17 protein-coding genes and 1 tRNA gene are annotated in these 13,474 nt (G+C 72.5%); 10 read left to right on the top strand and 8 right to left on the bottom strand.

The genetic code is table 11. The annotated features are described in order from the left end of the window. Nucleotides 1–443 (bottom strand): AAA family ATPase (locus C4T42_RS16525; RefSeq protein WP_146074003.1); only part of this gene is annotated, 443 nt, incomplete at its 3' end. A gap of 306 nt (nt 444–749) precedes the next feature. Here C4T42_RS16525 and C4T42_RS16520 point away from each other — a divergent pair. Continuing rightward, complete coding sequence (locus C4T42_RS16520; RefSeq protein ID WP_026605348.1) at nt 750–980, top strand: hypothetical protein; 231 nt, start codon at nt 750–752, stop codon at nt 978–980. Between the two features lie 149 nt (nt 981–1,129). Further along, a complete protein-coding gene (locus tag C4T42_RS16515; RefSeq protein ID WP_042669275.1) occupies nt 1,130–1,519 on the top strand; it encodes a hypothetical protein in 390 nt (129 codons plus the stop codon). On the opposite strand, the gene C4T42_RS16510 is transcribed toward C4T42_RS16515, so the two are convergent. Continuing rightward, nucleotides 1,491–1,847, bottom strand: a complete 357-nt coding sequence (locus tag C4T42_RS16510; RefSeq protein ID WP_042669276.1) for a hypothetical protein — start codon at nt 1,845–1,847, stop codon at nt 1,491–1,493. The genes C4T42_RS16515 and C4T42_RS16510 overlap by 29 nt on opposite strands. Nucleotides 1,848–1,921: 74 nt before the next feature. Here C4T42_RS16510 and C4T42_RS16505 point away from each other — a divergent pair, with 74 nt between their 5' ends. Both C4T42_RS16505 and C4T42_RS16500 read left to right on the top strand, forming a co-directional pair. Beyond that, nucleotides 1,922–2,818 carry a diguanylate cyclase gene (locus C4T42_RS16505; protein WP_042669277.1) on the top strand — a complete coding sequence of 299 codons (897 nt, stop codon included), beginning with the start codon at nt 1,922–1,924 and terminating at the stop codon, nt 2,816–2,818. Between the two features lie 212 nt (nt 2,819–3,030). Continuing rightward, entirely contained in the window at nt 3,031–3,717 is a 687-nt protein-coding gene (locus tag C4T42_RS16500; RefSeq protein ID WP_042669278.1) for a response regulator transcription factor, read from the top strand. A gap of 35 nt (nt 3,718–3,752) precedes the next feature. Here the strand turns inward: C4T42_RS16500 and C4T42_RS16495 are convergent, their stop codons facing one another. Continuing rightward, nucleotides 3,753–4,964, bottom strand: coding sequence for a DNA topoisomerase IB (locus tag C4T42_RS16495; protein ID WP_042669279.1), 1,212 nt, complete (start codon nt 4,962–4,964; stop codon nt 3,753–3,755). Nucleotides 4,965–5,101: 137 nt separating this feature from the next. Between C4T42_RS16495 and C4T42_RS16490 the strand changes: the two genes are divergently transcribed. The 4 genes from C4T42_RS16490 to C4T42_RS16475 all read left to right on the top strand — a co-directional run bounded on the left by C4T42_RS16490 (nt 5,102) and on the right by C4T42_RS16475 (nt 8,360). Then, nucleotides 5,102–6,265: a glycosyltransferase gene (locus C4T42_RS16490; protein ID WP_103985448.1), complete on the top strand. Its 1,164-nt coding sequence runs from the start codon at nt 5,102–5,104 to the stop codon at nt 6,263–6,265. A gap of 2 nt (nt 6,266–6,267) precedes the next feature. Beyond that, nucleotides 6,268–6,927 carry a methyltransferase gene (locus tag C4T42_RS16485; RefSeq protein ID WP_103985447.1) on the top strand — a complete coding sequence of 220 codons (660 nt, stop codon included), beginning with the start codon at nt 6,268–6,270 and terminating at the stop codon, nt 6,925–6,927. Nucleotides 6,928–7,111: 184 nt separating this feature from the next. Continuing rightward, entirely contained in the window at nt 7,112–7,678 is a 567-nt protein-coding gene (locus tag C4T42_RS16480; protein WP_042669282.1) for an NAD(P)H-dependent oxidoreductase, read from the top strand. A gap of 67 nt (nt 7,679–7,745) precedes the next feature. Then, nucleotides 7,746–8,360: a cytochrome b gene (locus tag C4T42_RS16475; protein ID WP_103985446.1), complete on the top strand. Its 615-nt coding sequence runs from the start codon at nt 7,746–7,748 to the stop codon at nt 8,358–8,360. A 42-nt stretch (nt 8,361–8,402) separates the two neighbouring features. On the opposite strand, the gene C4T42_RS16470 is transcribed toward C4T42_RS16475, so the two are convergent. Beyond that, nucleotides 8,403–9,314, bottom strand: coding sequence for an AprI/Inh family metalloprotease inhibitor (locus C4T42_RS16470; protein ID WP_103985445.1), 912 nt, complete (start codon nt 9,312–9,314; stop codon nt 8,403–8,405). Continuing rightward, on the bottom strand, nt 9,311–10,276 hold the full coding sequence (locus C4T42_RS16465; RefSeq protein ID WP_103985444.1) for a 2-hydroxyacid dehydrogenase: 966 nt from the start codon (nt 10,274–10,276) through the stop codon (nt 9,311–9,313). The genes C4T42_RS16470 and C4T42_RS16465 overlap by 4 nt, the downstream gene beginning before the upstream one ends. A gap of 244 nt (nt 10,277–10,520) precedes the next feature. On the opposite strand from C4T42_RS16465, the gene leuC reads away from it, so the two are divergent. Together leuC and C4T42_RS16455 are read left to right on the top strand one after the other, a co-directional pair. Beyond that, nucleotides 10,521–11,933 (top strand): 3-isopropylmalate dehydratase large subunit, encoded by a 1,413-nt coding sequence (leuC, locus tag C4T42_RS16460; protein WP_042673866.1) that lies wholly within the window; start codon nt 10,521–10,523, stop codon nt 11,931–11,933. A 67-nt stretch (nt 11,934–12,000) separates the two neighbouring features. Next, nucleotides 12,001–12,085 (top strand) — tRNA-Leu (locus tag C4T42_RS16455). A 467-nt stretch (nt 12,086–12,552) separates the two neighbouring features. On the opposite strand, the gene C4T42_RS32740 is transcribed toward C4T42_RS16455, so the two are convergent. The 3 genes from C4T42_RS32740 to C4T42_RS16445 all read right to left on the bottom strand — a co-directional run bounded on the left by C4T42_RS32740 (nt 12,553) and on the right by C4T42_RS16445 (nt 13,467). Then, nucleotides 12,553–12,687 (bottom strand): hypothetical protein, encoded by a 135-nt coding sequence (locus tag C4T42_RS32740; protein ID WP_280177394.1) that lies wholly within the window; start codon nt 12,685–12,687, stop codon nt 12,553–12,555. 158 nt (nt 12,688–12,845) lie between these two features. Next, entirely contained in the window at nt 12,846–13,061 is a 216-nt protein-coding gene (locus C4T42_RS16450; RefSeq protein ID WP_012317770.1) for a hypothetical protein, read from the bottom strand. A 4-nt stretch (nt 13,062–13,065) separates the two neighbouring features. Continuing rightward, entirely contained in the window at nt 13,066–13,467 is a 402-nt protein-coding gene (locus C4T42_RS16445; protein WP_103985443.1) for a DUF393 domain-containing protein, read from the bottom strand. Nucleotides 13,468–13,474 lie beyond the last annotated feature (7 nt).

The raw sequence follows: 13,474 nt of genomic DNA, 5'->3' as shown, positions 1-13,474 counted from the left end.
CGCGCCGCCGGGCCCTCGCCGATGATCAGGTCGAGCTGGTAATCCTCCATGGCCGGGTAGAGGATCTCCTCGACCGCCGGGTTGAGCCGGTGGATCTCGTCGATGAACAGGACGTCGCGCTCCTCCAGGTTGGTGAGCTGGGCGGCGAGATCCCCGGCCTTGGCGATCACCGGCCCGGAGGTCGAGCGGAAGTTCACGCCGAGCTCGCGCGCCACGATCTGCGCCAGCGTGGTCTTGCCGAGCCCGGGCGGCCCGACGAACAGCACGTGGTCGAGCGCCTGCCCGGTCTTCCTCGCCGCCTCGATGAACACCTGCATGTTCGCCCGCGCCGCGCGCTGACCGATGAACTCGGACAGGCTCAGGGGGCGGATCGTCTGATCGACGTCCTCGGTGCGCTTCTCCGGTGTCAGGAGCGCGTTGGTCGGAGGCTTCGACTTGCTCATGAACCCTGCTTCGTGGACCGTGCCGCGGCCCGCGATGGGCGGTCTCGCAGGACGGCTGGGCACCGGCGCGTCCGGTTTTGTTCTTCCTTACCCGTGAAAGCCGGGAAGTCTAAGCGCCGCGGCCGGGCAAGGTGGCCAAGTGTCGTGGCCAGGTGTCGTGGCCGGGCGTCAGCCCGTGTGGCGCCACCGGCGATGTGAGCGAGCGCACGGGCCGTCGCGATCGACGCAACCGGGATGCAACCGAACCGCCGGCCCGCGCATTCCTGGACCAAACCTCCAAGCATGGCCGCAGGGCGCTTCTCCCCGATGAAACTCCGTACGATCGCTGCCGCCGCAGCCGGCACCGTCATGCTCGCCGTTCCGCTCGCGGCCCAGGCCGCCAACGGCCCGGCCGAGACCAAGGTCGCCGAGGCCAACCCGCAGGTTCATCCCGTCTCGGCGGAGCGGGAGGACGACGTCACATGCAGCCGGGCGCGCCGCCGTCTGTGGATCGAGGGCGAGGGCTGGGTGGTCCGGCGGATCACCACCTGCCGCTGACCGGTGCGCAGCCGGGGGCCGATCGGCTGGGCATGACTGGACCGTTACGCACTCTGCGCGACTGGAGACGCGGAACGGCCGGTGATCCGGTCTGTTGGCCCCGCACCCGGCGCGCACCGCGCCCGCCGACACCCCTCGGAGCCGGACCCATGGCCAACCGGACGATCGTGACCCTGCTCGCTCTGGCGGCGGCGGCGCCCGCGTCGGCGCAGACCTTCCGGAGCACCGATCCCTACGCTCCGGTCGCCTACGCGCCCGGTTACGCCGCCGATCCGGGCTTTGCCGGCGAGTTCGTGCGGGGCACCTATATCGGCGCCCCGCTGACCCGCGTGCCGCGCCCGACCCAGATCGTGCCCACGCCCTGGAGCTACGGCACCTACGGCGTCCCGACGGTGACCGGCATCCAGGCCGCTCCGGCGGCCGAGCCGACCCTGACGGTGATCAACGCTACCCCCTACGGCCGCCGCGGCGCGCGCGCCGTCGGGGCCGACCCGGTCGCGGGGGCCCGGGTCATCGCGGTTCAGGTTCCCCGGCGCTGAGCGCCGCGAACCACGCCGCGTAGGGCGTGTTGCGGACGAGGCGCCGGTTGAGGTCGGGCGCGCCGTCCGTCCACCAGACCGGGCCGCGCTCGCCGAGTCCGACCTTCGCCGCATCGACCTCGGCCCTGGCTGCGGCGAGCGCCTCCGCGGAGCCCGGCTCGCCCGCGCGCTCGGCCCGCTTGGCCTCCTTCACGCCCCGGCGCGCCGCCATCAGGCGCTGCACCAGCGCGGCCCGACAGGTTTCCGACAGGTCGGGATTCGCGCGGCGCCACAGACGCGCCCGGACAACGATATAGCGCCGATCCGGAGTGGTAATGGCCACGCTCATACCGGGGTTCAGCTCCGTTGGGGGGCGGTTAAGCCTTCCAGCTTACACCGCGGATATCGGGTGCGGGTCACGCCATGCAGATCGTCATCGTCGACTCGAGCCGCGTCGTGCTGCAGATCATCGCGTCCCTGATCGAGCCGCGCGGCCACGCGGTGCACCCGTTCACGGATTCGGAGCGGGCGCTGGAGTTCCTGGCGGCGACGCCCGCGGTCCGAGTCCTCATCACCAGCCTGGAAGTGCGGCCGCTCTGCGGGCTCGAGCTCTGCTGGTCGGCCCGGCTCCTCGCCGAATCCCGCGGGCCGCTGCACGTCATCACCATGTCGTCGGCCCGAAACGTCCGCAGCCTGGCCGAGGCCCTCGACAGCGGCGCTGACGACTTCATCGAGAAGCCGCCGAGCGCCGAGGAGCTGAACGCGCGCCTGCGCGCGGCCGAGCGCCTGACCACCATGCAGGAGGAGCTGATCCGCCTCGCCGAGACGGACCCACTGACCGGCTCCTACAACCGGCGTGCCTTCTTCAAGCGCGCGCGGGTTGCCGCGGCGCGAGACCCGAGGCCGGGCGCCGTCTCGGCGATCCTCCTCGACATCGATCACTTCAAGCGCATCAACGACGAGCACGGGCACGATGTCGGCGACGTGGCGATCAAGGCCGTGGCCGAGCTGATCGCCGGTGCCGGGATCGCGGGACGCCTCGGCGGCGAGGAATTCGCCGTCATCCTGCCCGGCCGCGGGCTCGCGGAGGCCGTGGCGCAGGCCGAGCGCCTGCGCGCCGACGTCCAGGCCCTGCGGATCCGCGGGGCGCGGGGTCCGATCGCGCTGAGCTGCAGCTTCGGCGTCAGCACGTGGCGCGACGGCGACAGCGTCGAGGCCCTGGTCAAGCGGGCCGATGTCGCGCTCTACGCGGCGAAGGGCGGCGGCCGGAACCGGGTGGTGCCGGATCACAGCGAGGGTATCCGCGCCGTCGCGGGCTGAGCCGGACCGCCCGTCCCGGATCGGCACAGTCCGTCGAGCGGTGTCCCACCGTCGTCCCAGATCGGCGCATTGATTCGCCGAGTATCCGTTTCTGGGGAGCGATTCGGCCAATATAAAGCTTAATATTCGCGAGTTGTTGCTGGAACGGATCTTGGAACTTCGCCTTCGATCCCGGCCGCCTGTATCAAGCCGGGAGAGAGAGGTGCGAGGTCATGAGTACGGCCGTTGGCGTCCTGATCCTGGATGAGCCGGAGGACCTGAGCGCGACGGTTCGCGCCACCCTCGAGCACATGCCCGAATTCCACACCATCGGCGAGGCCGATCTCGAGCGCGCCGACGCCGGCAGTAGCGTCGCCCTGGTCTTCCTCGACGAGATCCGGCTGGCCGACGGGATCGCCCGCATCGTCGCCCTGAAGGAGCGCCAGCCGGCGCTGCGCACGCTGGTCGCCTTCGGCGCGCTGACGGCGGACGACCTCCGCGCCCTGCTGGCGGCGGGCGCCGACGCCTTCGTGGCGCGCTCCAAGTCGCCGCGAGACCTCGGCGCGGCGCTGCTGGCGCTGGCGGAGGGCTCGGACGTGCTGGTCCCGCCGGAGCAGCCGGTGGCGATGCCGCCGGAGGCGGGCGAGAGCCTCGGGCTGACGCCCCGCGAGGCCGAGGTGCTGCGCTTCCTGAGTTCCGGGTTCAGCAACAAGGAGGTCGCGCGGCGGCTGGCGCTCAGCGTGCGAACGGTGGAGACCCACCGGCTCAATCTCCGGCGCAAGACCCAGACCGGCCGGCTCAAGGACCTCGTCTCGCTGGCCCGCCAGCTCGGCCTGGCCCCCGTGGTCGATTCCAGCGATCAGGTTCGGCGCGGCACCGACAACCGGTCCTCGGGCAACGACAACCAGTCCCGGCACTGAGAGGGGGATCGGGCGGTCTCGGCGAGACCGCCCCCCTAAGCGGCCGCGGCCGCCTTCCGGGCTCCGGACGCGCGCTTGGCCGCCGTCCCGCTCTTGGACCGCTCTGGCGCCTTCGCCCCGCGTTTCCGCGCGCCCGCCGGCTTGACCCGACCTCCGGCCTTGACCGCGTCCTCGGCGGCGGAGAGGCGCGCCTGCAGGAGTCCCAGCACCGCCGCCTCCTCGGGCCGCAGGCTCGACAGGTCCTCGCTCAGCTCCGATTCGACCGCGTCCTTCACCTGCAGGAGCAGGCCGCCCTCCAGGTAGCAGTCGAGGATCTGCGGGTGGATGTAGCACTTGCGGCAGATCGTCGGCGTGTTGCCGAGGCGACCCGCGACGTTCTCGATGGCCGCGCGGATGTTGCGCTTCGCCCCCGCCTCGCTGTCGAAGCTCTCGAACTCCCGCAGCGCCAGCGCCGCCAGCACCGTGCCGGCCCAGGTCCGGAAATCCTTGGCGGTGAAGTCCTCGCCGGTGATCTCGCGCAGGTACGCGTTCACGTCCGAGGAGGTGACGTCGCGCTGGGTGCCGTCCGGGTCGAGATACTGGAACAGCTCCTGGCCCGGCAGGTCCTGGCACGCCTTGACGATCCGAGCGACCCGCCGGTCCTTCAGCGACACGTCCCAGGTCTTGCCGCTCTTGCCCTTGAAGCGGAACGACAGAGCCGAACCCTCGATCCGGACGTGGGGGTCGCGCAGGGTCGTGAGGCCGTAGCTCTTGTTGGTCCGCGCGTAGTCGTCGTTGCCGACGCGGATCAGCGTGGTCTCCAGCAGGTGGACCACGGTGGCCAGCACCTTGTCGCGGGGCAGGCCCGGCCGCCTCATGTCGGCGTCGACGCGCCGGCGGATGCCCGGCAGCGCGTCCGCGAAGGCCATGATCCGCGAGAACTTGTTGGCCTCCCGCGCCTGCCGGAAGTCCGGGTGGTAGCGGTACTGCTTGCGCCCCTTCGCGTCGCGGCCGGTCGCCTGGATGTGGCCGTTCCGGCGCGGGCAGATCCAGACATCCGTGTAGGCCGGCGGGATCGCGAGGCCGCGGATGCGGGCCAGCACCCCCTTGTCGCGCACCGGCGCACCCTTCGCGTCGCAGTAGCGGAAGCCGGTCCCGCTCCGGCGGCGGGTCAGCCCGGGCCGGCCGTCATCGACGTAGACGAGCCCGGCCTCCTCGGCCGCGGCGCGGAGGTCTCCGCCGCTCTCCGCCGTCTCGACGCACGCCATGAACAGCCCCTCCCATCGACGCCGCCGGGCTGCCTCGCCCGGCGAGAAGGCCTTGGACAACCGGCGGCACGGGATCGCCGTTCCGGGCCTGCACATCCGTCGCAGGACGGGCCCCGCCGCCGTGCTAGAGGGGACGGATGCAGTCCGATGCCGAACCCGGGAACCTGCCCGTTCCGATGCGCCGCCTGGTCTTCGTGGTGACCGAGGACTGGTTCTTCGCCTCGCATTTCCTGCCGATGGCCCGCGCCGCCGTCGGCATGGGTCTCTCGGTCGCGGTGGTGACGCGGGTCCGCCTCCACCGGGCCGCCATCGAGGCGAGCGGCGCGCAGGTCGTCAACCTGGAGGCCGAGCGGGCGAGCCTCAACCCGATGGCCGCGGGCTACGCGGCCGGGCAGCTCGCCGCGATCCTGAAGGCGCTGAAGGCCGACATCGTCCACTGCATCGCCCTGCGCGGCATCCTGGTCGGCGGCACGGCCGCCGCCATGGCGGGAATCCCGTCCCGCGTCTTCGCCCTGACCGGCCTCGGCCTCGTCGGCGCCCGGAGCGACCGCCTCGGCCGGGCGGCGCGCCTCGCCCTGCGGGCGCTGATCCGGGGGCCGCTGGCCTCGTCGCGGACGCGCTTCCTCTTCGAGAACCCCGACGACGCCCTGGCCCTGGGCCTGGACCCGCTCGACCGGTCGGTGACCGTGGTGGGCGGCGCCGGCGTCGATCCCGCGATCCTCGTCCCGCAGCCGCTGCCGCCGATGCCGCCGCTGCGGGTGGCCGTCGTCGCCCGGATGCTGTGGTCGAAGGGGATCGACGTCGCCGTCGAGGCCGTCCGCCTCGCCCGGAGCCAGGGCGCGCCGGTGGAGCTGGCGCTGTACGGCGCGCCGGACCCGTCGAACCGGCGGGCGATCGGCGCCGACACCCTGCGCGCCTGGAGCCGCGACGGCATCGTCTGGCACGGGCCGACGACCGACGTCGCGGGGGTCTGGGCCGGCCACCACGTCGCCTGCCTGCCCTCGCGCGGCGGGGAGGGCCTGCCGCGGACGCTGCTGGAGGCCGCCGCCTGCGGCCGGGCGCTGGTCGCGTCCGACGTCCCGGGCTGCCGCAGCCTCGTGCGCGGCGGCGTCGAGGGCCTGCTCGTTCCCCCGGACGACGCGCCGGCTCTGGCCGCCGCCCTGGCGCGCCTGAGCGGCGATGCCGGTCTCGTCGCCGGCTTGGGCGCGGCCGCGCGGGCGCGGATCGAGACCGGGGGCTTCACCGAGACCGCGGTGACCGACCAGGTCCGCGCCGTGTGGCGCGACCTGCTGGAGGCCTGACCGTGCGCGCACCGGACGATCCCGCCGGCTTCATCCGCGCCAACACCCGCCTGCTGCCCGTCCCCCACGCGCCCGAGATCCGCCTGCACGTCGCCGACGAGGCGACCGATCTCTGGCAGCGGACCGAGGAGGAGTTGCAGGCGATCGGGCTGCCGCCGCCGTTCTGGGCGTTCGCCTGGGCGGGCGGCCAGGCGCTCGCCCGCTACGTCCTCGACAACCCGGACGTCGCGGACGGCGCGCGCGCGGTGGATTTCGCCTCGGGGTCCGGCCTCGTCGCGATCGCGGCGGCCCGCGCCGGGGCGCGCCACGTCGTCGCCAGCGACCTCGACCCCTTCGCCGTCGCGGCGATCGGGCTGAACGCCGCGGCCAACGGCGTCGGCGACCGCATCTCCGCGATCGCCGACGATCTCCTCGCCACGGATCCCCGGGCCGATCTCGTCCTGGCGGCCGACGTGTTCTACGAGCGCGACCTCGCCGAGGCCGTGACCGCCTGGCTCGTTCGCCTGCAGGCGCGCGGCGTCACCGTGCTGGTCGGCGATCCGGGCCGCACCTACCTTCCGCGGGACCGCCTCGACTGCCTCGCGACCTACGAGGTTCCGGTCTCGCGCGCGCTGGAGGATTCCGAGATCAAGCGCAGCCACGTCTGGCGGCTCCGCGGATGACGGATCCGTCGAGACGGTCCCGCCGGACCGCCGCCCGCGCGACCGCGCCGAGGCTTTATCCGGCGCGGGAATGCGTTACCGTCGAATCGACCCGCGTCGCGTGCCGCGCATGCGCCAGGGTGTTCGGAGTCCCGGATCAGGGCGTGCTGCGGCGGAAGGTTTCGTGGTGAGTGTCGAGTCGAGTGTGAAGCCCAGCCGTGCCCGCGTCGTCGCCTTCTCGGGCAGCGCCAAGCGACCCTCGCGCACCCGCATCCTGGTCGAGGCCCTCGGCGCCGAACTCGGTCGCCTGCGCGGGATCGACCTCGCCGTGTACGACCTGATGGATGCCGGCCCGGGCCTCGGCGCGACGCAGCGCGACGACCTCTCGGCGCCCGCCGCGCGCCTCGTCGAGGCGATCGAGGCGGCGGACGCGCTGATCGTCGGGACGCCTGTCTACCAGGGCGGCTATGCCGGGCTGTTCAAACACGTCTTCGACTTCGTCGACCCGGCGCGGATGATCGGCATGCCGGTGGCGCTGACCGCGACGGGCGGGGGCCTGCGCCACGCCCTGGTGGTCGAGCACGGGCTCCGGCCCCTGTTCGGCTTCTTCGCGGCCCATGTCGCGCCGACCTCGGTCTATGCCGGGTCCGACGACCTGGTGGACGGCCGCATCGTCGACGAGACCGTGGCGATCCGGCTGCGCGCCGCGGCCGCGGAGCTCGCAACCCTGCTCGACGTGTCGCGGACGGCCTCGTCCGGCGCATCCGGCTGACGGGAGACTCCCCCGGCCTGAGTCGGGCCCTAGATCGCGGAGGGACCACGCTCTTCCGCGAGGGATCATGTCAGGCTCTCCGCTCACGGCCGGCAAGGCGCCGACCGCGCTGCCCGCCACCTACGTCACGGCATCCGGACTGCCGCGCTACCATCCGGTCTCGCAGGCGCTGCACTGGCTGAACGCCGCCCTCGTCCTGGCGGTGCTGCCGCTCGCCTGGGTCGCGATCAGCCTGCCGCCGACACCCGCCAAGGGCAGCATGTTCGTGCTGCACAAGTCGGTCGGCCTGACGATCCTGGCAATCGTGGTCGTGCGGATCCTCTGGCGGATGATCCGGCCGGCGCCGCCGGACCCGCAGGCGCCCCGGCTCCTGACGCTGATCGGGCGCGTCAACCACTTCCTGCTCTACGCGATCTTCCTGATCATGCCGATCAGCGGCTACCTGCTGAGCGCGCTGTCCGGGCGCGACACGCCGTACTTCTGGCTGTTCACGATCCCCGGCCTCCCGAAGGACGACGCGACGCAGAAGATCTTCGAGTCGATCCACGTGTTCGGCCAGTGGCTCGTCTACGCCCTGGTCCTGCTGCATATCGCCGGCACGGCGTGGCACTTGGTCATCCGCCGCGACGGTCTGCTGGAGCGGATGCTGCCGGTCCAGGACGGGCGCGGCTCGTCGCGCTGACGCGCCCGTCATCGAGCGCGCGGCCGTCGTCGCGCGGTGCGCTCAATCGACGCGGCGCAGGACGAAGGTGGTGCCGACCTCGGGATCGCGCCGCCACCGACCGTCGCCGCTCGGCACGAGGTCGATGCTGTGGCCCCGCTTGGCGGTCAGCGTCATCCGGCCCTTCGCGTAGCGCCAGCGCACCGGATCGAACACCTCCAGGCCGCTGTCGTGGCAGCCGGGGACGATGTGCACGCCGCCGCCGACCCCATCGAGGTTGATCCGGCAGGTATCGCGCTGCTGGAAGCGGTCGAGGGCGTAGAGGCCCGGCGCCGGCCCCGCCGAGGCGGTCGCGGCCGAGGCGGTCGCCGGCGGCTGCAGCTCGGCCGGCACCGGGGCCGCGGTCTGGAGCGGGGAGGGGGCCGGGCTCGCCGGATCCGTCGGCGCGGTCTCGGGCGCGGCGGCCGCGTCGGCCGGCCGCATCGCGACGATGTCGAGGGGAACGAGACTGTAGCGCTCGCCGCCCTCGGCCTGGGCGACGAGGCTGCGCTGGTCCGGCCGCTTGGCGAAATCGAGGACCGGGCGGACGTTGCGATCGACGAGGCGGACGGCCCCGTCGACGAAGAGCCAGCCGGCGACGCTGTTCAGGACCGGCAGGGCCCGTCGGCATCCGGCCGGGAAGCGCAGCCGCTGCCCCGCCTCGCCGCTGTCGAGCACCAGCGTCATGACGCAGCGGCGGTTGGTGCCGTCCCGCGACAGGTCCCAGGTTCCAGGCACCTGCCCGAGCTTCTCGGGGAGGCTCGGCGGCGCGGTCGGAGCCGGGGGCGCCGCGAGCGTCTCCGCGGCCGGAGGTGGGGACGGCGGTGCGGCCTCGTCTGTGGCCGCGGGCACGTCCTGGGCGGCGGCCGGTCGGACGATCGCGGCGGCCGCGATCAGTGCCGATGCGGCCAGCAGGGCGGCCCGAGCCTGTCTCACGCGGTCGGTCTCCAGGGTGTCTCGGCGACGGGCGTCAGCGGACCCCGTCCCTCGAACCACGAGACGACGTTGTCGACCACGAGTTGGGCCATCGCCGCGCGGGTGTGCTCGGAGGCCGACCCGACATGCGGCAGCAGCACCGTGTTGTCGAGGGCGGCGAGATCCGCGGGCACGTGCGGCTCGTTCTCGAAGACGTCGAGGCCGGCGCCGAGGATCGTGCCCGCCTTCAGCGCCGCGGTCAGCGCCGCCTCGTCGACCAGGGTGCCCCGGGCGACGTTGATCAGGATGCCCTCGGGACCGAGCGCCTCCAGCACGGCCGCGTCCACGAGGTTGCGCGTGTCGGCACCGCCGGGCGCCACCACGATCAGGATGTGGACCGCACGGGCGAGGCCGATCAGCGTATCGTGATAGGTGTAGGCGACGTCCGCCTGACGGCTGCGGCCGTGATAGTCGATCGCGACGCCGAAGCTTTCCAGGCGGTGGGCGATCGCCCGCCCGATCCGGCCGAGACCGAGGATGCCGACCCGCCGCCCGCGCAGCGATGCCGTGAGCGGGAAGGGCGCCTTGGGCCAGTGGCCGTCCCGCAGGTAGCGGTCGGCCTGGGGGATCCGCCGCAGGGTGGCGAGGGTGAGGCCGAGGGCGAGGTCGGCGACCTCGTCGGTGAGGACGTCCGGCGTGTTGGTGACGACGATCCCGCGCCGCTGCGCCCCGGCGGCGTCGACGGCGTCGTAGCCCACGCCGAAATTCGCGATCAGCTCGAGGTTCGGCAGCCGGTCCATCAGCGCCCCGTCCACCCCGCCGCCGACGCAGAGCGCCCGGATCCGCGGGCCGATCTCGGCGAGCAGGGCCTCCGGGTTCGCGGCCTCCGCCAGCCGGTGGACCCCGTACCGCCCCGCGAAGGCCTTCTCCACCAACGGGTGCATCTTCCGGAGCAACAGGATCTCGACCGGGGCCTCAGCCATCGTTCACTCCCACGTTCGGCCGCGCGTCGGTGTCGGCCGCCTCCCCCGTCCCGGCATAGAGCCTGTGCGGGGTGGGGCGCCAGCGCGCAGGAGTAGCCGGCGGTGACAACCGCGCGGATCAGCCGGGCGGCCGTTCGGCCGGCACAGGGCTCGCCTCTTTCGAAAACCGCGCGCGATGCCTACTAAGGACCACGCATCATCGCGAGAGTTCTGCACCGACCCCAATCGCCGAAGACGAAGACCGATGACCAGCCCGCGCACCCTCTACGACAAGATCTGGGACGACCACGTCGTCGATGTCCAGCCGGACGGCTCCAGCCTCCTCTACATCGACCGGCACCTCGTCCACGAAGTGACGAGCCCGCAGGCCTTCGAGGGTCTTCGCGTGGCCGGCCGCAAGGTGCGCCATCCGGAGAAGACGCTGGCCGTCGTGGACCACAACGTCCAGACCTCGGACCGCTCGCAGGGCATCGAGGATCCCGAGAGCCGCACGCAGCTCGAGGCGCTCGCCGAGAACGTGCGAGACTTCGGCATCGAGTTCTACGACGCCCTCGACCGGCGCCAGGGCATCGTCCACATCATCGGCCCGGAGCAGGGCTTCACGCTGCCCGGCCAGACGATCGTGTGCGGCGATTCGCACACCTCGACGCACGGCGCCTTCGGGGCGCTGGCCCACGGCATCGGCACCTCGGAGGTCGAGCACGTGCTCGCCACCCAGACGCTGGTGCAGCGCAAGGCCCGGAACATGCGCGTCTCCGTCGATGGCACGCTGCCGCCCGGCGTGACCGCGAAGGACATCATCCTGGCGATCATCGGCGAGATCGGGACCGCCGGCGGCACCGGCCACGTCATCGAGTATGCCGGCGAGGCGATCCGCGCGCTCTCGATGGAGGGCCGGATGACGATCTGCAACATGTCGATCGAGGGCGGTGCCCGCGCCGGCATGGTCGCCCCCGACGCGACGACCTTCGCCTACGTGAAGGACCGCCCGAAGGCGCCGAAGGGCGCGGCCTTCGACGCGGCCCGCCGCTACTGGGAGAGCCTCGTCACCGACGCCGGCGCGCATTTCGACCGCGAGGTGCGTCTCGACGCGGCCAACCTGCCGCCGATCGTCAGCTGGGGCACGAGCCCCGAGGACGTGATCTCGATCCAGGGCCGCGTGCCGGACCCGTCCGAGATCGCCGACGAGAACAAGCGGCAGTCGAAGGAGAAGGCGCTCGCCTACATGGGCCTGACGCCGGGCACCCGGATCACCGACATCACCCTGGACCGGATCTTCATCGGCTCCTGCACCAACGGCCGCATCGAGGATCTGCGCGAGGTCGCGCGGGTCGTCGGCGACCGGAAGGTGCACGAGGGCGTCTCGGCGATGATCGTGCCGGGCTCCGGCCTCGTGAAGGCGCAGGCCGAGGCCGAGGGTCTCGACAAGATCCTGAAGGCGGCGGGCTTCGACTGGCGCGAGCCGGGCTGCTCGATGTGTCTCGGCATGAACCCGGACAAGCTGCGTCCGGGCGAGCGCTGCGCCTCGACGTCGAACCGCAATTTCGAGGGCCGCCAGGGTCCCCGCGGACGCACGCACCTCGTGTCCCCAGCCATGGCGGCGGCCGCGGCGGTCACCGGACACTTCGTCGACATCCGGGAGTGGCCGCAGGGCTGAAATCGCGATTGACGCCGGCGGCTCCGTTGCCTAAACGGAGCCGTCGCCGGCCGATGGCCGACGGCGAGCCCAGGTGGCGGAATTGGTAGACGCGCTGGTTTCAGGTACCAGTCTCGCGAGAGGTGAAGGTTCGAGTCCTTTCCTGGGCACCAAATGCCTGACAGCAGCCCGCCAACGCATTGGCGGGCTTTGTTGTTTCTGGGGTGCGGGATCTGCGGACCGAGGATGCGGGCGCCCGTCCCGCCTCTCGGGCCGTCAAAGCCCGACCCACTGTCCGCGTATCGGTCGCCCCGTTCGACCGACCGGCCCCGGCGCTGTGCCGCCGTTTCCTCGGCTGTGGCGAGCCATGCGATCACGGAGCGGCGAGGAGGCACGGCGGTAGGAGTGGTCGTCCGGGCCTCAGGGGGCACCGTTCGACCTGGAGACCGGAACCGCGCTGCCATCCCGCGCGTAGACGAGGTCTCGACATTCCCCCAGCGAGATCACCTCGAACCGCCCGGCTCCGGCCGCGGCGGTTTTTTCGTGCCCCGCGCTGCGACAGCGCCGTGCCCGCGGCGGCGTGACGTCCCTCCGGGGATCCACGCAAACCCGCCGGCACGGCCGCGCCGGCTTCTCCCGATCACGATGCGGTGACGCGCCGGTAGCTCGCCGCGAAAGCCTGGGCTTCCTCGTGCGTCAGATCGGTGACCACCAGCCCCGGCGCGTAGACCGTCCAGCGGCCGTCGTTGTCCTCCGATATACGGATCTCGACCACCGCGGACCTCCTCGATTGCGAGTGGAAGCTCACTGCTACTCTCGCGAATTGTTGTCGGGGCGCAATACCTCTTAAGGTGCTGGGGTTTCCTCCGGCACGGAGACGCGGCGGCATCCGCGGGAGCCCATTTCCCGGCAGGGGCACGCCCCGCGTGACCGCTACAGCCAGCGCTCGTCGAGGTCCGTGGCGTTCCTGTCCGCGACGGGCTGCGTCTCGTCACCCTCGGCGAACACCACCACGTCGTCCGGCCCGACGTCGCGGGTCGCGTAGAAATCCCAGCGCCGGTGGATCACGCGCGGGCCGCCGAAGATTCGGTAGGCGTTCCAGTACCGGTCGTCCCGGAAGCCGACATAGTGGACGCAGCGGGTCGCCATCGGCTCACCGGCGGCGGGCCATCAGCCGGGCCAGGCGCGGCCGCAGCGGCAGCGACAGCCGGTAGGCCAGTTCGGCGACCGGAAGAATCGGCCGGACACCGAGGACGCGCAGGTCGACCAGGCGGCCGAGCCAGCGCCAGCCGGGCAGTGTCTGCCAGAGGCGCGCGAACGCGGCGGCGCCGGAGATCAGCTGCCCGTCCGCGGTCCGGACATGGAAGCGGCGCAGGGCCCGGGCTCGGTCGAGATCCGCGCCGAGCGCCGGCTCGGGCGCCCCGGAGCCGACATCGACGAAGGCGAGCCGGTCCGCGCCGGCGCACCGGCGATACTGGTCGATCTCGGCCCGGCACAGTGGGCAGCCGCCGTCGTAGTAGACGCTGAGCCGCCCGTCGGAGCGATCCTCGGCCATGGCCGCG

The sequence above is a fragment of the Methylobacterium sp. 190mf genome (genome assembly GCF_900107945.1).
Classification (GTDB): domain Bacteria; phylum Pseudomonadota; class Alphaproteobacteria; order Rhizobiales; family Beijerinckiaceae; genus Methylobacterium.
The sequence above is the reverse complement of the archived record's forward strand: the minus strand, read 5'-3'. Positions and strand labels throughout refer to the sequence as shown.

Coding starts and splice junctions, on each gene's coding strand:
- C4T42_RS16520 (WP_026605348.1), top strand. CDS start 750: ATGAAACTCCGTACGATCGCTGCCGCCGCAGCCGGCACCGTCATGCTC.
- C4T42_RS16515 (WP_042669275.1), top strand. CDS start 1,130: ATGGCCAACCGGACGATCGTGACCCTGCTCGCTCTGGCGGCGGCGGCG.
- C4T42_RS16510 (WP_042669276.1), bottom strand. CDS start 1,847: ATGAGCGTGGCCATTACCACTCCGGATCGGCGCTATATCGTTGTCCGG.
- C4T42_RS16505 (WP_042669277.1), top strand. CDS start 1,922: ATGCAGATCGTCATCGTCGACTCGAGCCGCGTCGTGCTGCAGATCATC.
- C4T42_RS16500 (WP_042669278.1), top strand. CDS start 3,031: ATGAGTACGGCCGTTGGCGTCCTGATCCTGGATGAGCCGGAGGACCTG.
- C4T42_RS16495 (WP_042669279.1), bottom strand. CDS start 4,964: ATGGCGTGCGTCGAGACGGCGGAGAGCGGCGGAGACCTCCGCGCCGCG.
- C4T42_RS16490 (WP_103985448.1), top strand. CDS start 5,102: ATGCAGTCCGATGCCGAACCCGGGAACCTGCCCGTTCCGATGCGCCGC.
- C4T42_RS16475 (WP_103985446.1), top strand. CDS start 7,746: ATGTCAGGCTCTCCGCTCACGGCCGGCAAGGCGCCGACCGCGCTGCCC.
- C4T42_RS16465 (WP_103985444.1), bottom strand. CDS start 10,276: ATGGCTGAGGCCCCGGTCGAGATCCTGTTGCTCCGGAAGATGCACCCG.
- leuC (WP_042673866.1), top strand. CDS start 10,521: ATGACCAGCCCGCGCACCCTCTACGACAAGATCTGGGACGACCACGTC.
- C4T42_RS16450 (WP_012317770.1), bottom strand. CDS start 13,061: ATGGCGACCCGCTGCGTCCACTATGTCGGCTTCCGGGACGACCGGTAC.
- C4T42_RS16445 (WP_103985443.1), bottom strand. CDS start 13,467: ATGGCCGAGGATCGCTCCGACGGGCGGCTCAGCGTCTACTACGACGGC.